At 31.7% G+C, this 20591-nt stretch carries 22 protein-coding genes; 20 read left to right on the top strand and 2 right to left on the bottom strand.

Annotated features, from left to right (window positions below; genetic code table 11):
• Positions 1-5: 5 nt before the first annotated feature.
• Positions 6-914 carry a 3D domain-containing protein gene (locus tag BN2665_RS14865; RefSeq protein WP_154674955.1) on the bottom strand — a complete coding sequence of 303 codons (909 nt, stop codon included), beginning with the start codon at positions 912-914 and terminating at the stop codon, positions 6-8.
• Positions 915-1230: 316 nt separating this feature from the next.
• Between BN2665_RS14865 and BN2665_RS26315 the strand changes: the two genes are divergently transcribed.
• From BN2665_RS26315 to BN2665_RS14845, 5 genes are all read left to right on the top strand, one after another.
• Positions 1231-1332 (top strand): N-acetylmuramoyl-L-alanine amidase, encoded by a 102-nt coding sequence (locus tag BN2665_RS26315; protein ID WP_074042316.1) that lies wholly within the window; start codon positions 1231-1233, stop codon positions 1330-1332.
• Between the two features lie 211 nt (positions 1333-1543).
• Entirely contained in the window at positions 1544-1819 is a 276-nt protein-coding gene (locus BN2665_RS14860; protein ID WP_055667884.1) for a metal-sensing transcriptional repressor, read from the top strand.
• Positions 1820-1836: 17 nt separating this feature from the next.
• Positions 1837-2712 (top strand): DMT family transporter, encoded by an 876-nt coding sequence (locus BN2665_RS14855; RefSeq protein WP_055667883.1) that lies wholly within the window; start codon positions 1837-1839, stop codon positions 2710-2712.
• A 390-nt stretch (positions 2713-3102) separates the two neighbouring features.
• Positions 3103-4845 (top strand): GMC family oxidoreductase, encoded by a 1743-nt coding sequence (locus tag BN2665_RS14850; protein ID WP_055667882.1) that lies wholly within the window; start codon positions 3103-3105, stop codon positions 4843-4845.
• Positions 4846-5388: 543 nt separating this feature from the next.
• Entirely contained in the window at positions 5389-5784 is a 396-nt protein-coding gene (locus BN2665_RS14845; protein WP_055667881.1) for a bacteriohemerythrin, read from the top strand.
• Positions 5785-5813: 29 nt separating this feature from the next.
• Here BN2665_RS14845 and BN2665_RS14840 read toward each other — a convergent pair whose 3' ends face one another.
• Positions 5814-6683 (bottom strand): DMT family transporter, encoded by an 870-nt coding sequence (locus BN2665_RS14840; protein WP_055667880.1) that lies wholly within the window; start codon positions 6681-6683, stop codon positions 5814-5816.
• Between the two features lie 288 nt (positions 6684-6971).
• On the opposite strand from BN2665_RS14840, the gene BN2665_RS14835 reads away from it, so the two are divergent.
• From BN2665_RS14835 to rlmN, 15 genes are all read left to right on the top strand, one after another.
• Positions 6972-7391, top strand: coding sequence for a hypothetical protein (locus tag BN2665_RS14835; RefSeq protein WP_055667879.1), 420 nt, complete (start codon positions 6972-6974; stop codon positions 7389-7391).
• 616 nt (positions 7392-8007) lie between these two features.
• Positions 8008-8160 carry a hypothetical protein gene (locus BN2665_RS27360; RefSeq protein WP_195892701.1) on the top strand — a complete coding sequence of 51 codons (153 nt, stop codon included), beginning with the start codon at positions 8008-8010 and terminating at the stop codon, positions 8158-8160.
• A 123-nt stretch (positions 8161-8283) separates the two neighbouring features.
• Positions 8284-9279 (top strand): asparaginase, encoded by a 996-nt coding sequence (locus BN2665_RS14830; RefSeq protein WP_055667878.1) that lies wholly within the window; start codon positions 8284-8286, stop codon positions 9277-9279.
• A gap of 100 nt (positions 9280-9379) precedes the next feature.
• Complete coding sequence (locus tag BN2665_RS14825) at positions 9380-10528, top strand: aminotransferase class I/II-fold pyridoxal phosphate-dependent enzyme (protein ID WP_154674954.1); 1149 nt, start codon at positions 9380-9382, stop codon at positions 10526-10528.
• A gap of 103 nt (positions 10529-10631) precedes the next feature.
• Positions 10632-11513, top strand: coding sequence for a YicC/YloC family endoribonuclease (locus BN2665_RS14820; protein WP_055667877.1), 882 nt, complete (start codon positions 10632-10634; stop codon positions 11511-11513).
• 19 nt (positions 11514-11532) lie between these two features.
• Positions 11533-11805, top strand: a complete 273-nt coding sequence (gene remA, locus BN2665_RS14815) for an extracellular matrix/biofilm regulator RemA (protein WP_055667876.1) — start codon at positions 11533-11535, stop codon at positions 11803-11805.
• A complete protein-coding gene (gmk, locus tag BN2665_RS14810; protein ID WP_055667875.1) occupies positions 11805-12431 on the top strand; it encodes a guanylate kinase in 627 nt (208 codons plus the stop codon). The genes remA and gmk overlap by 1 nt, the downstream gene beginning before the upstream one ends.
• Entirely contained in the window at positions 12412-12630 is a 219-nt protein-coding gene (gene rpoZ, locus BN2665_RS14805; protein WP_055667874.1) for a DNA-directed RNA polymerase subunit omega, read from the top strand. Before gmk ends, rpoZ begins: the two co-directional genes overlap by 20 nt.
• Positions 12631-12632: 2 nt before the next feature.
• Positions 12633-13820, top strand: coding sequence for a bifunctional phosphopantothenoylcysteine decarboxylase/phosphopantothenate--cysteine ligase CoaBC (gene coaBC, locus BN2665_RS14800; protein WP_055667873.1), 1188 nt, complete (start codon positions 12633-12635; stop codon positions 13818-13820).
• 33 nt (positions 13821-13853) lie between these two features.
• Positions 13854-16061: a primosomal protein N' gene (gene priA / locus BN2665_RS14795; protein ID WP_055667872.1), complete on the top strand. Its 2208-nt coding sequence runs from the start codon at positions 13854-13856 to the stop codon at positions 16059-16061.
• A gap of 27 nt (positions 16062-16088) precedes the next feature.
• Positions 16089-16541: a peptide deformylase gene (def, locus tag BN2665_RS14790; RefSeq protein ID WP_055667871.1), complete on the top strand. Its 453-nt coding sequence runs from the start codon at positions 16089-16091 to the stop codon at positions 16539-16541.
• Position 16542: 1 nt separating this feature from the next.
• On the top strand, positions 16543-17478 hold the full coding sequence (gene fmt, locus BN2665_RS14785; RefSeq protein WP_055667870.1) for a methionyl-tRNA formyltransferase: 936 nt from the start codon (positions 16543-16545) through the stop codon (positions 17476-17478).
• A 21-nt stretch (positions 17479-17499) separates the two neighbouring features.
• Entirely contained in the window at positions 17500-18186 is a 687-nt protein-coding gene (locus BN2665_RS14780; protein ID WP_055668412.1) for a zinc metallopeptidase, read from the top strand.
• Between the two features lie 22 nt (positions 18187-18208).
• Positions 18209-19531, top strand: a complete 1323-nt coding sequence (gene rsmB / locus BN2665_RS14775) for a 16S rRNA (cytosine(967)-C(5))-methyltransferase RsmB (protein ID WP_055667869.1) — start codon at positions 18209-18211, stop codon at positions 19529-19531.
• A 15-nt stretch (positions 19532-19546) separates the two neighbouring features.
• Entirely contained in the window at positions 19547-20575 is a 1029-nt protein-coding gene (rlmN, locus tag BN2665_RS14770) for a dual-specificity RNA methyltransferase RlmN (protein ID WP_055667868.1), read from the top strand.
• Positions 20576-20591 lie beyond the last annotated feature (16 nt).

Below are 20591 nucleotides of genomic sequence, written 5' to 3'. Positions count from 1 at the left end.
CAAATTTACTTTAGAATATATACATTTACATACTTTACGGCCCAATCGCAAGCTTCCTTATAGGTATCAAAGAAAACATCAATGGTATTTCCTACTATTCCTGTGCCAGTATCAGCAGCTACTGCAAAGCCATAGCCTTCTACAAAAAGCCTTGAACCATAGGGTATTACATTAGGGTCCACTGCTATGGTACTATATCCATTAATATCCCTCACTGCTTTTCTGCCTGAAGCTGTATAGGTTTTTCCTACTCCTCTTACTGCGTAATAAGCAGTAGCTTTTGCTTTAAAAACCTTACTATAAGGGACAGGATCACCTCCTCTAGATATAGGCATCACAGGATAAGTTCCCTGCACAATAACCTTGTCCCTTGGTTCTTTAACAACAACTTCATTTATGATGCTTCTAGCAACTTCTTTACCATTCTCATAAGTAACATTAGTTATGATTTTCTTTTCACCAGTTTTTCCTTCTTGAAGGATATTTTTTTGAGTATTCGGTAAAGAACTGTTAGTTTTAACAGAGGTCTTGAAATCAATAGGTAATATATCAGTAAAAGATTTTGTTTCTACACGAATTACTTCAATCTTCATATCTTTATATATTTTTGTATCTTTATCAGGCTTAATCTTATCTTCAGTATTTAAGGCAATATTTTCAGCCTTCAGCATTAAATCCACAGTTTCTTCAGAAGACTCTATAGTTTGCTCTTTCTCAGCTATAATAAGGTTGATATTTACTGCTCTTTTTATAGTTATAGAAGCGTTTTTAGGTATATTAGAGCTTAAGTCAGGATATATTTTATCCTTAACTCCTAATGGGATTTTTTTACTTTTTAAAACTTCTTCAACGGTATTTTTATAGGTAAACACTTTATCTTCATATCCATCGATAATTATAGTAATGGTTTTCAATTTAACAAGCGCTATGCTTATGGTAGATACTATCAATAGAGCTATTAGGATATATATGTTTGACCTTTTTAAAGTAAGTTTTTTAAAAAAATCTTTATAATTTCTTATAATTTCCTCCCCCTTTTTACAAAAGTAATATTCATAACCATTGCTTCTATAGTAAATATATAAAAAATCATAGCTGGATTTGTTAATTATGTCAATTGTATCATGAAAAAATAAAAATATAATTATATATATTTTAATTCATAATAGACAAAGGCATAGTTATTCTAATTTGCAATTAGACTAATAATTTGCTGATAGGGGAGTACAGGTGGCGAAAGAATATCTAGGGTATAACTTAGCAGTACTTAAGTATGCAGATGCTCCTGCGATTTTAGTAGAATGTGCTTTTATAAGCAATCAGGATGACTAATAATTTTTTAAACATATTAACCGCCTCGTTATTAATGTTCCCGCAACGAACTACAGTTATTTGTGTTTAATAGAAAACCTTCATCTAAGTCGTATCAGTAAACTTATTACGAATCAAATTTTAGATTTTATCTCTACCTAATTGTAAGACAAATCATAATGTGTTATACTTTTAATATCCCCCCGTAGGGGATGTTGAAGGAGTGATAATTATGGGTAAGCAGCATAAACATGAAAACACACAAGCAGTTATTAATCGTCTTTCAAGAGCTATTGGTCATTTAGAATCTGTTAAAAAGATGGTTCAGAATGGAAGAGATTGTAGTGAAATTCTAATTCAAATAGCTGCGGTAAAATCAGCAGTTAATAACATAGGAAAAATAATTTTACAGGACCATATTAAGCATTGTGTGGCGGATGCAGCAGCAACTGGTGATAATAAGGTTTTGGATGATTTATCTCTTGCAGTTGAAAAATTTATGAAATAGGTGGGAGGTATGTCATTTTGAAATCAAAACATAGTAGTGCAATACTTTGGGCGATTTTAGCTGCGGCTTTATATGCTATTAGTTCTCCAGTTTCCAAAATACTTTTGAATAAAGTACCACCAACTACGATGGCAGGTCTTTTATATCTTGGTGCAGGTATTGGGATGTCTGTAATAGCTTTATTTCGGTACAAAACAGGAACTTTAAAAAAGGAAATGAAATTAACAAAGAAGGAACTACCTTTTACGGTTGGTATGGTTGTTTTAGACATATTAGCTCCTATTTTTCTTATGATAGGGTTAACTATGACTACGCCTGAGAATGTATCACTTCTTAATAATTTTGAAATTGTAGCAACTTCATTAATTGCACTTTTTATTTTCAAGGAAGCTATTAGTAAAAGATTATGGTTTGCTATTGGCTTGATTACAATTTCAAGTATTATTCTTTCGTTTGAGAATATTAGTAGCTTATCTTTTTCTTTTGGTTCTATTTTTGTTTTACTTGCATCTATTTGCTGGGGACTTGAAAATAACTGTACCAGGATGCTGTCAGTAAAGGATCCGTTACAAGTTGTAATTATTAAAGGATTTGGTTCAGGTCTAGGTTCTTTGCTAATCTCATTTATTATTAAAGAAAGTTCCATGAATGTAGCTTATATAATTGCTACGCTTTTGCTTGGATTCGTTGCTTATGGGTTAAGTATATATTTTTATGTGTATGCACAAAGGGAGCTTGGAGCTGCTAAAACAAGTGCATATTATGCTATCGCTCCGTTTATTGGTGTAGCTCTTTCATTTATTATTTTTCTTCAGATACCTACAATAACATTTATTATTGCATTGTTAATCATGATAATTGGAACCTATTTTGCTTCTACGGAGAGCAAATAACAAGTTCGCAACTTTCAAATTGGATGCATCGGTAGGAAATTGTCTACCATAACCAAATAGGTGATGTCATAGATTTTGTATGTTTCGACGTAATAGAGACTTAAAGAAGTCTCTATTTTTCATGCTCAAATGGTAGCTTTGTTGAAATTGGTGACATCTAATAAATAAATCAATCACAAAAATCTAATTGCTTTGAGTTATCTTTTAATTTCAGAGAAATTGTATTTGAATATAAAATATACAGTTAGTTTCTATATGGTAACAACATGTCATGAGACACTAACTGGATGATTTCAATAAATTACATCAAATTATGGCACTATATTACAAATTTAATCATATTATGTATTGTAGACATTAATCATAAAAAAACAAAGGGGATGTAAAGTAATGAACAAACAAATTTATGATTATATTGTTATTGGTGCAGGAACTGCCGGAGGAATAATTGCAAAAGAATTAACAGATGACAAGCGCACTAGTGTACTCGTCCTTGAAGCAGGAACGAATATGATGCAGGAGCAAAGTAGCGGTAGTAGCCCCGGATCTGGTGTCTTAAATGCTGATAATAAACTTTCATTTAATATGCTTACGAAACTTGAGCAAACTATAGGCAATCGTCAGCTTAGAATATCAAGTGGAAGAACAATAGGAGGAAGCTCTGAGCATAATGCAATGTATGCAGTTCGTGGCAGCAAAGAGTATTATGATGATTTGGCAAGGCAATTTGGACCACAATGGAGCTATAGAAGTGTTAGAGAACTATTTATAAAAAATGAAACCTATACAGGAAATACAGATCGAGATTTTCAGGGTGAACGTGGGACGAATGGCCCGGTTTTTGTCAGACAGCAAATAATTCCAGAGAAAAGTCTTACAGTTACTTTAGCTAATGCAACAGCAGATGTTTTGAAAATTAGAAGAGTTGAAGACTATAATACAGGTGTAAGAGATTGCACTTTTTATAAATCACAAATTCTCAATAAAGAAGTAAATGGCAAGTTTGTTCGTTCATCTACAGCAACCGGATATTTAAATGAAGATGTTGTTACACAGGGTAACGAATTTTATCCTGACGAGTATGGGGTTAACGGCAGGGAGCTGGTAATCCTGGCAAAAACCACTGTAGATAATATTATATTTCACCGAAAAAAAGGTCAGAATATTGCAGTAGGAGTTAGATTTGTACATGACGGAGTGTCCTATAAGGCTTATGCAAGAAAGGGAGTAATTTTATCAGCAGGTAATTTTTCTTCTGTCATTCTGCAGCGTTCGGGAATAGGAAGTTCTACTGATTTGGCTAAAGCAGGCATTTCAACATTAGTAGAGAGCCCTAATGTTGGGCACAATTTTGTAACACATTTTATTGCTGGAATGGGAGTAGAAGTAGAAACATCAAGACTCCAGGCTTTAATTGATGCAGACCCAAATCTTCCATTTCCATTAGGTGCTTTTAAAGCCGATGGAACAACTGGAGGCCGACGGCTCCAAATATATAGTTCAGTAGGACCAAGCAGTGTACCTGCTGCAGTAGTAGTTCAGAACAACTGGGCTTATGACCCCAAAAAAGAGAGCAATATCATGGGTATTAGTATTTTTGACCTTGTCCCTAGAAGCAGAGGTACCATTTTGATAGCACACAGTGACCCTGAAGCTTATCCGTCTCTTGATCTTAACCCTTTGGCTGATCTTAATGACTTGAATTTTATGGTAGATAGATATATTGACGTATACAATATTATGAAAAGAGCTGCTGAACTTGATCCAGCTGGCAAATATAATGTTGTATACCCTTCTGGAGATATATTCCAAAAGGCTGATGAGGCAGAAAAACGAAGTGAGCTTGCTAAATATGTAAGGGCCTCTTATGGTAATACAGCTCACTTTGGCGGACAGTGTAGGATGGGACAGAGTATTCAGGATGGAGTTGTTGATGGATTCCTGAATGTCTTTGGCACAAAAAATCTTAAAGTTGCTGATCTTTCAGTATTCCCTGTTTTACACGATGGAAACAATACCATGCCTGTACAGATGACCGGCTTGAATGCAGTAAGGTTTATTAAGAACGATCCAAATCCATGTGTGGTAAACGATGAAGAATTAGCTGAGAATTTTGGAGTTTGTATACAATAGCTATACACTAACCCAAGATTATCAGATTGGCATAAATCATAAAAATAAGTGAAAAAATTCCCCTGAAAAAGCAGAGTTGAAAGCGACTGTTACACTACTTTTTCAGGGGTTTTTAATTAGTATACACTTGAGGCAAATTCTTCAAAATTATTTTTATATTTCATCAACTAACAGAGTTAAGCCATTTTCAAATTAAAGACCCCACATAAATATATAGGGATTTTAAAATAATAAACTTCCCACACTCTTCCCACATAAGTTTTAGATAGGTATAGTTTGTATTGGGTTAATATAATTATTAAACGCGGCAAGCTCAACGTTTATAGAGATTTGTAGAAAAATATAGTTAATATAAAAACGAATCAGGGGTTCAACTCCACTAGAGGTCACCAAATAAAAAGATAACAAGTTCTATAAAAATGTAGATCTTATTATTTTTTTGTTTAATGCTATTTTATATAATATAGCTTATTGAACTGTATAAAGAAGGATGTTATACTTATTTATGGGTTTAAAAAGTAAAAATATGGAGAGTGATTTTAAGTGATCAAGTGGAAGGAACAATATGAAACAGGTGTTACAATAATTGATGAACAGCATAGAAGGTTATTTGAATTAACAAATTCGGCCTATGAGCTTTTAAAGAACAATTTTTATATAGATAAGTATGATAGAATTGTAGAAATATTAGAAGAGCTAAAGAATTATACTATATTCCACTTTAAATCAGAAGAAGAATACATGTTAAGTGTAAGCTATAAAAAATTCTTATCTCACAAAATAGAGCACGATGACTTGATTGAAAAAATTAATAATATTGATTTAAAGTTAGTTGACCAAGAGCAAGACAAGCATATTATGGATATATTAAATTTTTTAGTAGATTGGATAGACAATCATATATTAGAAAAAGATTTACTAATTACATCAAATAGCTAATAGAAATAGAGCTTATATTAAAGTAAGCTCTATTTTTTGCTTGCAAGAGTCAGAGTTATTACGGATAGTATTATTAATAAGCATCCAAACAGAATCTTTTCAGAAAAAGCTTCTTGTAAAATAATAATTCCTAAAATCATGCTTACTATAGGTTCAAAGGTACTTAATATAGCGGCATTAGAGGGTCCTATTATTTTTATTCCTTTTTGAAAAGCTGTAATAGCGATTACAGTGGAAATAATAGATATTCCTAGAATATATACATAGGCGATAGTGGGCAAATTAAATTTTATAGATTTAGTGGCTGTACCAAAAATAAATATTGCTGAGGAGGAAGCCATAGAAAGATAAAAGGTAACTAATAGGTTATCCATATTTTTAAGAGGACTATAGCTAATGCTAACAATATATAAAGAATATAGTACACCTGAGAATATAGCATAAAATACTCCTATAAAACTTAGCTGTATATGACCATTAAATACTAAAAAATATATTCCTATGGTTGAAAGGATTAAACTAAATAATTTAACCTTGTTTAACCTCTCCTTAAAGAAAAATGTAGTTATCAGCGTTACAATAACAGGATAAACAAAGTGTATAGTGGTTGCTAATCCAACGGATATATAGTTGTAGGATAGGAATAAGGTAAGTGTAGTAGATGCATAACCTAATATTCCAATGAGCACTACCCAAACTAATTCTCTCTTGGTTATTTTAATAGCTCTTTTTTTAATTAATAGCATAGGAAATATTAATATCCATGAAAATAAAAATCTAAAAAAAACTACAGTAATAGCTGTAGCACCTTGGGTATAAGAGAACTTAGCTAATATAGGCATTAGTCCAAAAGCTGCTGAGGACGATAATGCATATAAAACACCATTTAATTTTTTCATGTAATTCACCTTCTTAAAAGTCAAAGTTAATTTTTTATTGCTAAAAAATTCATAAAGCCAAGAGTATTCAGTTACTAAGTTAATTGTATAATACAAAAACAATTTATGAAACCTCTAGCAGTATGTTTATTTTTAAGATTAGACATATCAGACACAGTATTTTTATATTTGAGCAATTTTAAATAGAAAATAATCTATTTTATATGTTAATATAGAATAAAAATACAAAAATTCTGGATATGTAATTTGAATATATTTCCAGGGAAATTTTTGTAAATGGAGGTAGCCATGGACATTTTAAATTTTAATATGGAAATAAAATCTATAGAAGAAAATTTAAAAAAATTAGATCAGGAAAAGATTAAATTTCTCACAGAAATCAACTTCAAAAAGTGGAACGAAGCAACTAAATTATTTGAGGACATAGCTTTAACCTATATAAACATAATTAAAGTAGAGAGTCAGCTTAGCATAATGCAGGATATAGAATCCGATATTGAAGCTAGAAATAAAGAAATAGAAGAATATACAAACTATATTAATAGGAAAAAAATAGCCTTAAAAGGATTGGTAAGTGCAAGAGACGAGCTTTTAAAGGACACTTCTGCAGAGAATGTAAGTACTCTTCAGCAGATTTATATAGAAATAATACAGCTACAGGATAGAATAGAAGGAATAAATAGTTTAATAAATATGGAGTATATTTAGCTTATTGAGAATATTTTGAAAATATTACCAAGGAAATATTTTCAAAATATTTTATTATATCTGTAGGAGGCTGTGAAAAAAGGTACTCTATAGGTTTCGCTACACCGCGCGTGGAGCCCCACGAGCGGCCCGCGAAAAAGAGCACCTATGTTTTTAACATCCTCCTGTATGTAACTATTTTTAAGTTTGTCGGAATAAATAAAGTATAACTGTTTAAACTATATATATTAATTAAAAGAAAAAGTGAGAAAGCAATCATAAAGCTTTTTCTTATAATATGGTAAATATATATAGAAAGGAGAACGTTGAGAGCTTATAATTTAGCATTATTAAGCAATTATAAGTAAGTACGGTGCCTTGTATCGGAATTTAAGCCTTTGGAGCAACATACCAACTGGAGTAGTCTTATGATAAAACAGGTTGCAATGAATAAGGAATAAACCTATTAGATTTTAGCAGGTTTTACTCAACGGCGCAATATGACACATACAGAGGATAAGAAAGCTAAGAAAAAGGTAAGTAATAAGAAATCAAAGCCGGATACAATTTATGAAGAGGAAATGAAAAAGCATAGATCTAAGGGAGCTATAGAATAATTGTATAAGGAGTTGATTTTATGAAAAAATTTAGGCATGGTGAGTATGAAGAGGCAGCAGAAAGAGCAAAAGAATTATTAGATAAAGGTGTAGGTATAACTGAAATAATTAATATGACCGGGTTAAGTGAAGAAAGAATAAACAAACTTCATAACAATATGAAAAGGAAATAAGCTGTTAGATTTTGCTAACAGCTTTTTTATTTATTTATTTATTTAATATTTGTAATGCTTTACTAAGAAAAATAATATAAAATATATTTGTAAAGTACATATTTTATGTTGGAGGGGTATATAATGAAAAAAGTTGCAGTAGTTTTTAATGGTGGTACCATTTCAATGAAAGTGGATCCAAGAATAAAGGCAGCCGTTCCTAGTTTAACAGGAGAGGAAATAATGTCCATGGTTACTGGCATAGAAAGATATGCTCAAGTAGAGTCCTATACATTTTCTAGCTTGCCAGGTCCGCATATGTCCCCAGATATGATGTTAGAATTATCCCAATATGTTCAAGAGCTTTTAAATAGAGAAGATATATGTGGGGTGGTAGTAACTCATGGTACAGATTCACTAGAGGAAACAGCATATTTGCTAGATTTAACTATAAGTACTGAAAAACCTGTGGTTTTTACGGGTTCTATGAGGAGTGGTTCAGAGCTTGGATATGATGGACCTTCTAATTTGGCAGCAGCCATTTGCACTGCTATTTCTGAGGAGGCAAGGAACAGAGGGGTACTGGTATGCTTAAATGGTGAATTGAATTGTGCTTCAGAAGTTACAAAAGCAAATTCTATGAGCTTAAATGCTTTTAAAACTCCAAATTTTGGGCCTATCGGAATCGTTGATAATAATAAAGTGATTTTTTATAGGAACAGTCTAAATAAACAAAGTATTCCAATTAGAAATATCTCAGCTGGGGTGGCTTTAATAAAATGCGCTGCAGGGATGGATTCACGTTTAATTAATTTTTGTGTAGATCAAGGGGACAAAGGTATTGTGGTAGAAGCTATGGGTAGAGGAAACATACCTCCACATATGGTAGAAGGAATTGAAAATGCAATAGCTAAAAATGTAGCTGTAGTAATAGTTTCCAGATGCTTTGAGGGAAGAGTTTTTGATTCTTATGGATATCATGGAGGAGGCAAGGAACTAAGAAACCTAGGAGTTATTTTTGGAGACAATCTACCAGGTCAAAAGGCTAGAATAAAGTTAATGGTGGCCTTAAGCTTTACAGAAGATATTGAAAAGGTAAGGGAAATATTTGAAAGAGATTTATACACTAACAATATGTAATTATTTTAAGGATATCGAAGCATTCGATATCCTTTGTTTGTATCATAATATATTGCTTTTGAATATTATGATACAAAGAATTTTGTAGGAGTGTATAAAATTGAAAATAAATAATAGGATAGCTATGATAGAGCAGTATCACTTTAAAAGAATGGATAATATAAAAAACAGACTTCTAAGTGAAGGTAAAGAGATATTTGATTTTGGAATAGGAGATCCTGATCTAGAACTGCATCCATCTATAAAAAATGCATTAGTAGAGTCATTAAGTTATAAGCATATCAATAAATATCCGCCTTATGAGGGTATATTACCATTAAAAGAGAAAATAATAAAATATTATAAAAAAGTTTATAATGTTGACTTAGATACAAATGAAATCATAATATTAATTGGGTCTAAAGAAGGTATAAGCAATATTTTTCCAGCAGTATGTGATATAAACGATTATGCTATAATACCTCAACCAGGCTATCCCGTTTATGAAACCTGTAGTAAACTTTGGGGGGTAATACCTTATAAAATGCCATTGATAGAAAGTCAGGGATATTACCCAAGATTAGATATAATCCCAGAGAGTATTTCAAAGATAGCTAAATTAATGATAATAAACTACCCTAATAACCCAACAGGAGCTGTGCTTAATAGCGACTTTTTAAGTAAGGTAAAAGCTTTTAGTGAGAAATACAATATTGTTTTATGCAATGATAATGCTTACAATGAAATTTTAAATCCAGAGATAGAACCCTTATCTATTTTGATGGGTGGTAAGAATAATTGCATAGAATTCGGAACCTTTTCTAAAAGCTTTAATATGACTGGATTTAGAATAGGATATGCTGTTGGTGATAAAAGTATAATTGAAGCTTTATTAAAAATAAAATCTAATACAGATTCTGGACAATTTATGCCTATTCAATATAGCGCTATAGCAGCATTAAGCTTAGGAGAAGATTATTTGGAAAAAATAAAGAAAATCTACAACCAAAGAAGAATAGTTTTAGAGAATATTTTAATGGAAAAAAACATATCTTTCTTTAAAGGTAAAGGCACTTTTTATTGCTGGTGCAATGTCCCTCAAAAGTATACCACTGATGAATTTTGTGAAGAATTATTATATAAGAGTAGTATTGTGGTAACACCCGGCTATGTTTTTGGAAAAATAGGATATAACCATTTTAGAATATCCTTAACTCAAAATGAAGATACTATAGAGCGAGCTTTCTCCAAAATAGATATTTATTATTAATTATCTCACTTTAGGTCTTTATTTTTAAATAATGCTTGAAATTTCATTTGTACTTTATGTATAATAAGGAATATGAATTGGAAACAATCAAAGGAGGATTTAAATGGTTAGGAGTATGACAGGCTTTGGAAGAGCTAGTAGTGATGAAGGTAGTGACCATTGCTTTTTAGTTGAAATAAAAAGTGTAAATCACAGATACTTAGATTTAAATGTGCGAATGCCAAGAGGGATGATTTCTCTTGAAGAGAGAATAAGAAGAGTTGTTAGTGAAAAGTTAAATAGAGGGAAAGTTGACGTATTCATTAATTATAAAGACTATGGTAAAAGAGATAGTATGGCTAAATTAAATTCTGATTTAGCAGATAGCTATTACAAATGTTTAGCAGAGCTTCAAGGAAGATTTGAGGTTAAAAATGACATAACCTTATCCTTGATTGCACGTTTTCCAGATGTTATCTATCAAGAAGAAAAAGAAGATGATTTAGAGTTAATGTGGAAAGAACTCTCTTTTTTAATGGAAAATTCCCTAGATAAGCTTTCTGCCATGAGAGTTGTAGAGGGAGAAAAGCTAAAAATAGATATATTAAATAAATGTGATATAATTAAGTCAAATATGATGAAAATTGAAGAGAAGTCTCCTAAGGTGGTAATAGATTATAAGAAGAAATTAGAAGAGAGAATACAAGAGCTTGTTGAAGTTGCTAGCTTAGATGAGAATAGATTAAGTATGGAAGTGGCTGTCTTTGCTGATAAATGCTGTATTGATGAAGAAATAACAAGGTTAAACAGCCATATAGAACAAACTAAAGCCACTTTAGAATTAGAGGAGCCTATAGGAAGGAAGTTGGACTTTATAGTTCAGGAAATGAATAGAGAAGCTAATACCATAGCTTCAAAATCTCAAGATTTAGAAATTACTAATCTAGTTTTAAATATTAAAAATGAAATAGAGAAAATTAGAGAGCAAGTACAGAATATAGAATGATGAATTTAGGAGGAAGATTATGAGTATTAAACTAATTAATATCGGCTTTGGAAATATAGTTTCAGCTAATAGGCTTGTAGCTATAGTTAGTCCAGAATCAGCACCGATAAAAAGAATAATCCAAGAGGCTAGAGACAGAGGGATGCTAATTGATGCTACCTATGGCAGAAGAACAAGAGCTGTAATTATTACAGATAGCGACCATGTAATTCTTTCTGCGGTACAACCTGAAACAGTTGCGCATAGATTATCCTCAAAAGAAGATGATAACATAGAAGAGGTAGATGAATAATGACTAGGGGACTGTTAATAGTAATTTCCGGGCCTTCTGGAGCAGGAAAGGGAACTATATGCAAGGCCTTGCTAGAAAGAAATGATTATTGGATATCTGTATCAGCTACCACTAGAAAACCTAGACAGGGAGAAATTGAAGGTATTAACTATTATTTTGTTGATAGAGAAGAGTTTCAAAAAAAAATTGAATTAGAAGATTTTCTAGAGTATGCAGAAGTTTATGGTAACTTTTACGGAACTCCTAAGTCAAAGGTTGAAGAGATGCTAGATAAGGGTATAGATGTCATATTAGAAATAGATATTCAAGGAGCCTTACGAGTTAAGGAAAAGGTATCCGAAGGAGTATTTATATTTATTCTTCCTCCTTCTATGGAAGAGCTTAGGCAGAGGATAATTAATAGGGGAAGCGAAACGCAAGAATCACTTATGACTAGGTTTAAATCTGCTTATCAAGAAATAAACTATATTTCTAAATATAATTATGCTGTGGTTAATGACAAAGTAAATGATGCAGTAAAAAAAATAGAGAGCATTTTAGTTGCAGAGAGATGTAGAGTAGATAGAATTAAAGAAAAAATATTAAACTCAAAGGAGGGTCTAATCCATGAACAACTCTATGATTAATCCATCAATAACTGATTTATTAGAAAAGGTTGACAATAGATACTCTTTAGTAATTGTAACGTCTAAAAGAGCTAGACAGCTAATAGAGGGATCAGATGCTATGATCTATACAGATTCAAATAAGCCATTAACTGTTGCAATAAATGAAGTTAACGCTGGTTTTATAGAATATGAAACCTTAAAGGAAGGGTTAAAGTAGTAATGAGTAATAAATGTGTAGTTATAGGGGTCACCGGAGGAATAGCTGCATATAAAGCTTTAGATGTTATAAGCACTTTAAGAAAGAAGAACATAGATACACATGTTATTATGACGGATTCTGCTACTAAATTTGTAACGCCTTTAAGCTTTCAATCTTTGAGTCAGAATCTTGTTGTAACAGATATGTTTGCAGAGCCTAGAGCTTGGGAAATTCAACATATTTCTTTAGCTAAAAAGGCAGATTTAATGCTAATTGTACCAGCTACGGCTAATATTATAGGTAAGGTAGCTAATGGTATAGCAGACGATATGCTATCAACCACTATAATGGCCACAAAGGCTCCAGTGGTTTTTGCACCAGCTATGAATACTAATATGTACGATAATCCTATAGTTCAAAAGAACATAGATAAATTAAAGGAATTTGGATATGCCTTTATTGAACCTGCAAGCGGCAGATTAGCCTGTGGGGATACAGGAAGGGGTAAGCTTGAGGATACTAAGCTTATTTCTGATATAGTAGCTTCAATGATTTATGATACAAAGGACCTAGAGGGTAAGAAAGTATTAGTTACCGCAGGACCTACCATAGCACCTATTGATCCAGTTAGATTTATAACTAATAGATCTACGGGAAAAATGGGCTATGCCATTGCAGAAGAGGCAAGGGACAGAGGAGCTCAAGTAACTTTAATTACAGGACCTACAAGCCTAGAAACTCCTTTTGGCGTAGATGTAGTTAAAGTAAATACTAATGAGGAAATGCTAAGAGTCATATTAGATAAATATGAAACTAGTCATATAGTGATAAAGTCTGCAGCAGTTGCGGATTATAAGCCTAAAAACTATAGCGAAGAAAAGATTAAAAAGAAAGAAGAAAACTTGCTGCTTGAATTTGAAAGAGATAACGATATTCTAAACCTATTAGGAAAAGAAAAAAGAAATCAAATTTTAGTAGGATTTGCAGCAGAGAGCTCCAATGTATTAAATAATGCTAAGGATAAGCTTAAAAGAAAGAATTTAGATTATATTGTTGCTAACGATATATCTTCCAAGGATACTGGTTTTGCCTCAGATAATAATAAAGTCATTATTTTAGATAATAAAGGTGAGGAATTATATCTTGACACCATGAGCAAAAGAGCTGTAGCAAAACATCTATTTGATTTAATTAATAAAAGGCGCTAGCTGCGCTTTTTTATTTTATAAAAGGGTGATTTCATGTTTAAATATGCAGGTGTTGTAATTAATAGTGAGTCTATACAATTGGATAAAATTTTTACTTATGTTATACCTTCAGAGTATATAGGTAAATTACATATAGGGCATAGAGTAAAAGTACCCTTTGGTAAAGGAAATAAAATTATAGACGGATTTGTAATGGAATTATACGAGGATATTTTAGAACATCATAAACTTAAGGAAATCTCAAAGGTTATAGATGAAAAGCCTATGATTTCTCAAAAGGATTTAGAACTTATTAATTTTATGAAGGATAAATATCTTTGTAGCTATATTGATGCCATAAAGCTGGTTATAGCACCAGGAATATTAGAAGGAAAAAAACATAAGACTTTAGAAAAATTATACATTAATACCGAAGTTGTTTTTCAAGGAAAGCTATATAAAGAGCCATATATAAACATCTATAAGATAATAGAAGACAATAATGGCTCCTTTACAAGAAGTGATTTAGTAAATCTATATCATATTTCACTTAGTTCTATTAATACTTTAATAAAGCATGGATACATAATAAAACAAGATTCTGTGGTTCAAAGGTATAACGTAAAACAATATACCTCCTACCACAAGAAGAGTTTAACTGAGGATCAAGAGAAAGTTATTAGTCATATAATAAATTCAAATAAATCCTTGTTTTTAATTAAAGGAATAACAGGCAGTGGAAAAACTGAAGTATATATGAATTTGGCAGAGCATGCCATGAATATGGATAAAAGTACAATAATATTAGTGCCTGAGATAGCTTTAACTCCTCAAATGATAGAAAGATTTAAGGGGAGATTTGGTAAAGATGTAGCGGTATTTCATAGTAAGTTATCTGATGGAGAAAGGCATGATGAGTGGCATAGGGTAAAAAATAATAAGGTTAAATTAGCTATTGGAGCTCGTTCTGCTATATTTTTGCCTTTTACCGATTTAGGTTTTATAATAATCGATGAGGAGCATGAAAGCAGCTATAAGTCTGATAGCAACCCTAAATATAATGCAAAAGAAATTGCTGAGTATAAGAGTGTTCTTTATAATTGCAAGGTGATTTTAGGCTCTGCTACTCCTAGTATAGACACCTTTTATAGGTCAGAAAAAAGTGAAATAGAGCTGTTAAGGTTAAATAATAGGGTAGATAGTGCAGAACTGCCAAAGCTAACAATCATCGATATGAGAGATGAACTAAAAAATAATAATAAGTCTATTTTTAGTGCTGAATTATATGAGGCTATGAAGGAAAGTTTAGATAAGAAGGAGCAGATAATTTTATTTTTAAATAGGAGAGGCTTTTCAACTTTTGTATCCTGCAGAAAATGCGGTTATGTTTTTAAATGTGATAATTGCGATATTTCCTTAACCTATCATTGGTCAGGAAATTATTTATCCTGCCACTATTGTGGAAAAACTATGAAAGCTACTAATACCTGCCCAAGTTGCAAAAGTAACTATGTTAAGCATTTTGGAATTGGTACTGAAAAGGTAGAAGCTGCTATTAAAAGAACTTTTCCAGAAGCAAGAGTAATAAGAATGGATTTAGATACCACCAGGAAAAAGAATTCCTATGAAGATATATATAATAGTTTTAAAAACCAGGAAGCTGATATATTAGTAGGAACTCAGATGGTAGCAAAAGGATTAGATTTTCATAATGTTACTTTAGTAGGAGTACTGGCGGCAGATTTATCTTTAAATTTGCCTGACTATAGATCAAATGAAAAAACCTTCCAATTGATTACTCAGGTGGCAGGAAGAGCTGGAAGAGGGAGAAAAAAAGGGAGAGTTATAGTGCAAACCTATTTACCAGATAATTATAGTATAAAATTAGCTCAGAAATATGATTATGATGGATTTTATAGAGAAGAAATTAAAATTAGAAAGGATATGAATTATCCTCCTTTTTCTAAGATTCTATCTATTACTTTAAGCAGTAAAAATGAGGATTTATTAATAAAAAATATACAAAATCTTGCCATAAATTTAAGAAGTTTATTATTAATAGATGATAAAATAGAGATATTAGGCCCAACCCCTTGTATTATATCAAAAATAAATGAATTTTTTAGATGGCAAATCATTATAAAGGGACAATTAACCCAAAGTTTCAACAAAAACGTAAAAGAAATGGTTTATGAAACCTTAAAAGAGGTTTATAATGATATAAGAATAAACATAGATATAAATCCAAACAATCTAGTTTAGATTTAAATATTGAAAGGAGTATTTTTAATGGCAATAAGAACTATAAGAACTAACGGAGATGAAATATTAAGAAAGAAAAGTAAAACTGTTGATGTAATAAATGATAGAATTAAAACTCTTATCAAAGATATGATAGAAACAATGTATGAAGCAGATGGGGTTGGTCTAGCAGCTCCACAGGTTGGAATATTGAAGAGAATAGTGGTAATAGATGTAGGAGATGGTCCTATAGCTATGATAAATCCGGAGATTATTAAAACAGAAGGAACCTATGTAGATGTTGAAGGATGCTTAAGTGTGCCTGGTGAACAAGGAGAGGTTGAACGTCCACAAAAGGTGGTTGCAAAATATCTAGATGAAAACGGAAAGGAAAATATAGTTGAGGCTGAAGAATTATTTGCTAGAGCTATTTGTCACGAATTAGATCATTTAAATGGTGTACTTTTTATAGATAAGATATTAGAAAAAGAGGAGAATTAATATGAATATCATATTTATGGGTACTCCAGAATTTGCAGTACCAAGTTTAAAGGCACTAATAAATGAATTTGGAGTTAAGGCTGTATTAACTCAACCAGATAAACCTAAGGGAAGAGGGAAAAAGATGTCTATGTCTCCAGTAAAGGAAGTAGCGCTAGAGCATAACATACCTGTATTTCAACCCTTAAAGGTAAAAAACAATTTAGAATTAATTTCAAGCCTTAGAGAAATAGAACCTGATTTCATAATAGTGGTAGCTTATGGACAGATATTACCTAAGGAAATTTTAGAAATGCCCAAATATGGTTGTATAAACTTACATGCTTCTTTATTACCTAAGTATAGAGGAGCAGCTCCTATTAATTGGAGCATCATAGATGGAGAAGCGATATCAGGCAATACAACTATGTTAATGGACATAGGATTAGATACTGGAGATATGCTGCTAAAGGATGAAGTGAAGATAGAGGATCAAATGACAGCTGGCGAACTTCACGATATTTTGAAAGAAAGAGGAGCTAAATTATTATTAGATACTATTAATGGATTAGTAGATAATAAAATTATTCCTAAAAAGCAAGAAGAGTTAGAGACATGCTATGCATCCATGCTCAATAAAGAAATGGCATGTATAAATTGGGATAATAATTCAAAAGATATTCATAACCTTATAAGAGGGTTAAATCCATGGCCCATTGCCTACACTTATTATAAGGGCAGCATGATGAAAATATTTAAAAGCAAGGTATTAAACAGCAAGAAAAATAGTGAGTCAGGAATTATCTTAGGGATAAGCAAGGAAGGAATTGAGGTTTCTACAGGAGATGGAGCTTTATTAATAGAAGAAGTACAATTCCCTAATGGAAAGCCCCTTAAGGTATGTGACTATATCAATGGAAACAGTATAGACATAGCTGTAAAATTAGGAAATCAATAGATTTGGAGGTGTGCGATTATGATGCCTTTTTATTATGATAGCACCATGATAATACTAATACCAGCCCTTATAATATCATTATGGGCTCAGACTAAAATATCCTCTACTTTCAATAAGTACTCCAAGGTTAACAGTCAAAATGGATATAGTGGAGCACAGGTAGCAAGAATGCTTTTAGATAATAGTGGTCTTTATGATGTACCTATTGAAATGGTCGGTGGTAACCTGTCCGACCATTATGATCCAAGAAATAGGGTATTAAGATTATCTCAGCAGGTATTCCATGGAACCTCTGTGGCTTCTATTGGGGTTGCTGCTCATGAGGTAGGTCATGCTATACAGCACAAGACCTCCTATTCTCCACTTATAATAAGAAATTCTATAGTTCCAGTGGTAAATATAGGATCGAATTTCTCATGGATTCTCTTTTTCTTAGGCATAATTATGAATCAGCAGCCTTTAGTCACTATTGGAATACTCTTATTTTCTGGAGTGGTAATTTTTCAATTGATTACGCTACCAGTAGAGTTTGACGCATCCTCTAGAGCACTAAAAATTTTAGAGGAGAGATCTATTCTGTATAGAGACGAAGTTATGGGAGCTAAAAAGGTTTTAAATGCTGCTGCCATGACTTATGTGGCGGCCACATTAATGGCTATATCACAGTTAATTAGATTAATAGCTATAAGCAATAGAAGAGATGATTAAATTTTAATTTGAGGTAAAAAGTATGAGCGTTAGAGCCTTGGCAGTAAATATTGTAAATAATGTTTTTAAAAATAAAGCCTATTCAAATATATTATTGAATAATGAGATAAAAAAGCAGGATATAAATAGCAAGGATATAGGCTTATTGACAGAAATAGTTTATGGAACTATAAAATATAAGCTTACTATAGACTATATTATAAATGATTTAAGTAGAAATAGATTGTCTACTATAGATGATTATATTTTAAATGTATTAAGAATAGCTATATATCAAATGAAGTATTTAGATAAAGTTCCCGACTATGCAGTTGTTAATGAAGCAGTTAATTTAGCAAAGTCCAAGTCGATTTCTTCATCAAAATTTGTTAACGGAATTTTAAGAAGCTACCTAAGATCCGATAAGAAGGAAAACTTTAAGGGTAAAAGCATCGTCGATGAGCTTAGTTTAAAATATTCCTTTGAAAAATGGATGGTTAGTTTATTTTTAAAGGATTATGGTAAAGAGGCTACTGAGTATATTTTGAAAGGGCTAAATACTGTACCCAAAACTACCGTAAGAGTTAATAGCTTACTAGGAGATTATGATGAGGTATATAATCAGCTTCAAGAGGCAAATTATGATGTCTATGAGGGTTCAGTATGTCCTGAGGCGATTGTTATAAACAGAGGAAGAGCTATAGAAAGCAATGAACTTTTTAATAAAGGATATATTACAGTACAGGACGAAAGTGCTATGCTAGTTGGAGGGGTAGTAGATGTAAACAAGGATTGTGTAGTCTTTGACTTATGCAGTGCCCCAGGTGGCAAGGCTACTCATTTGTCAGAGCTAAGTGAAGACAAAGCTAAAGTCTATGCTTTTGATATCCATGAACAAAAGCTGGAGTTAATAAAAGAAAATGCTAAAAGATTAAAGATAAAAAATATAGAGGTAGCTAAATTAGATGCTACAGCCTTTAATGAAGATTTAGTAAATAAAGCGGATAGAGTTTTAATGGATGTACCTTGCTCCGGGCTAGGAATTATAAGGAAAAAGCCTGAAATAAAGTGGTTTAAGACAAAAGAAGAATTAAAAGCTATTATTGAAATACAAAGAAAGATAATGAAAAATGGGGCTAGATATTTGAAGTCAGGAGGAATTATGGTCTACTCTACCTGTACTTTAAATAAAGAGGAAAATGAAGAAAATGTTAAATGGTTTTTAAATAATAATAAAGAGTTTTCATTAGATAAAATATATTTTGGTAATGTAGAAAACATAATATATAATGAGAATGGTTCTGTAACAATTTTGCCTAATATGCATATGGATGGATTCTTTATAGCAAAATTTAAAAAACTTTAGTAGGTGTATAACATTATGCAAAATATTTTAGATTTAACTTTAGATGAATTAAAAGCAAAGCTAGTAGACTTAGGGGAGAGCTCCTTTAGGGCAAAGCAAATTTTAGATTGGGTATATAAGGGCGTATTTGACTTTAGTAATATGAACAATATACCTATAAAAACACGAGAAACTTTAAAAAGCAATTTTTATATAGGAGTTCCGTCGCTGATACATGAATATCAATCTAAAGATGGTACTATAAAAATTTTATTGCAATTTGGTGACGGAAACATAATTGAAAGCGTAATAATGAAGTATAAGCATGGATACTCTATTTGTGTTTCTACACAAGTTGGTTGTAGAATGGGATGTAAATTCTGTGCTTCTACTTTAGAGGGTATAGTGAGGAATTTAACCGCTGGCGAAATCTTATCGCAGATATTAGTAGCGCAAAAGCTTATTCAAAATAGAATATCTAATGTAGTGCTTATGGGCAGCGGAGAACCTTTGGATAATTATGATCATGTTCTAAAGTTTCTTGAGCTTGTTAATGCAGAGTATGGTTTAAATATAAGTCATAGGCATATAACTCTATCTACATGTGGTATAGTACCAAAGATATTAGACTTGGCAAACAGAAAGCTTCAACTGACACTAGCCATTTCTTTACATGCCTATAATGATGAAAAGCGTAAAGCTATAATGCCTGTAGCAAATAAATATTCAATCAATGAGCTGCTAGAGGCATGTAAGTATTATGTAAGTGTTACTGGAAGAAGGATAACTTTTGAATATGCTCTTGTTAATGGCGTCAATGATTCGGAAGAGGATGCTGTTGCTCTTGCAAAATTATTGAGAGGAATGTTATGTCATATTAATTTAATACCTGTTAATGAAATAAAAGAAAATGATTTTAAAAAGTCCCCTGAGGAAAGAATTTCAAAATTTATGAATATAATAAAGAAAAGTGGAATTGAAGTTACTGTAAGGAGAGAAATGGGGTCAGATATTAATGCCGCTTGTGGTCAACTTCGAAGAAGCTATATAAAAACCCAAAATTGAAAAAAGGGGTGCTGAA

Source organism: Desnuesiella massiliensis (assembly GCF_001403615.1).
Lineage (GTDB): Bacteria > Bacillota > Clostridia > Clostridiales > Clostridiaceae > Desnuesiella > Desnuesiella massiliensis.
Note: the sequence above shows the minus strand (reverse complement) of the source record. Positions and strands in the feature narration are given on the sequence as shown.

What these genes read in the sequence shown, in the direction of transcription:
- BN2665_RS14860 (WP_055667884.1), top strand. Translation starts at nt 1,544, where the DNA reads ATGGGTAAGCAGCATAAACATGAAAACACACAAGCAGTTATTAATCGT.
- BN2665_RS14850 (WP_055667882.1), top strand. Translation starts at nt 3,103, where the DNA reads ATGAACAAACAAATTTATGATTATATTGTTATTGGTGCAGGAACTGCC.
- BN2665_RS14840 (WP_055667880.1), bottom strand. Translation starts at nt 6,683, where the DNA reads ATGAAAAAATTAAATGGTGTTTTATATGCATTATCGTCCTCAGCAGCT.
- BN2665_RS14835 (WP_055667879.1), top strand. Translation starts at nt 6,972, where the DNA reads ATGGACATTTTAAATTTTAATATGGAAATAAAATCTATAGAAGAAAAT.
- BN2665_RS27360 (WP_195892701.1), top strand. Translation starts at nt 8,008, where the DNA reads ATGAAAAAATTTAGGCATGGTGAGTATGAAGAGGCAGCAGAAAGAGCA.
- BN2665_RS14830 (WP_055667878.1), top strand. Translation starts at nt 8,284, where the DNA reads ATGAAAAAAGTTGCAGTAGTTTTTAATGGTGGTACCATTTCAATGAAA.
- BN2665_RS14820 (WP_055667877.1), top strand. Translation starts at nt 10,632, where the DNA reads ATGGTTAGGAGTATGACAGGCTTTGGAAGAGCTAGTAGTGATGAAGGT.
- remA (WP_055667876.1), top strand. Translation starts at nt 11,533, where the DNA reads ATGAGTATTAAACTAATTAATATCGGCTTTGGAAATATAGTTTCAGCT.
- gmk (WP_055667875.1), top strand. Translation starts at nt 11,805, where the DNA reads ATGACTAGGGGACTGTTAATAGTAATTTCCGGGCCTTCTGGAGCAGGA.
- rpoZ (WP_055667874.1), top strand. Translation starts at nt 12,412, where the DNA reads ATGAACAACTCTATGATTAATCCATCAATAACTGATTTATTAGAAAAG.
- coaBC (WP_055667873.1), top strand. Translation starts at nt 12,633, where the DNA reads ATGAGTAATAAATGTGTAGTTATAGGGGTCACCGGAGGAATAGCTGCA.
- priA (WP_055667872.1), top strand. Translation starts at nt 13,854, where the DNA reads ATGTTTAAATATGCAGGTGTTGTAATTAATAGTGAGTCTATACAATTG.
- def (WP_055667871.1), top strand. Translation starts at nt 16,089, where the DNA reads ATGGCAATAAGAACTATAAGAACTAACGGAGATGAAATATTAAGAAAG.
- fmt (WP_055667870.1), top strand. Translation starts at nt 16,543, where the DNA reads ATGAATATCATATTTATGGGTACTCCAGAATTTGCAGTACCAAGTTTA.
- BN2665_RS14780 (WP_055668412.1), top strand. Translation starts at nt 17,500, where the DNA reads ATGCCTTTTTATTATGATAGCACCATGATAATACTAATACCAGCCCTT.
- rsmB (WP_055667869.1), top strand. Translation starts at nt 18,209, where the DNA reads ATGAGCGTTAGAGCCTTGGCAGTAAATATTGTAAATAATGTTTTTAAA.
- rlmN (WP_055667868.1), top strand. Translation starts at nt 19,547, where the DNA reads ATGCAAAATATTTTAGATTTAACTTTAGATGAATTAAAAGCAAAGCTA.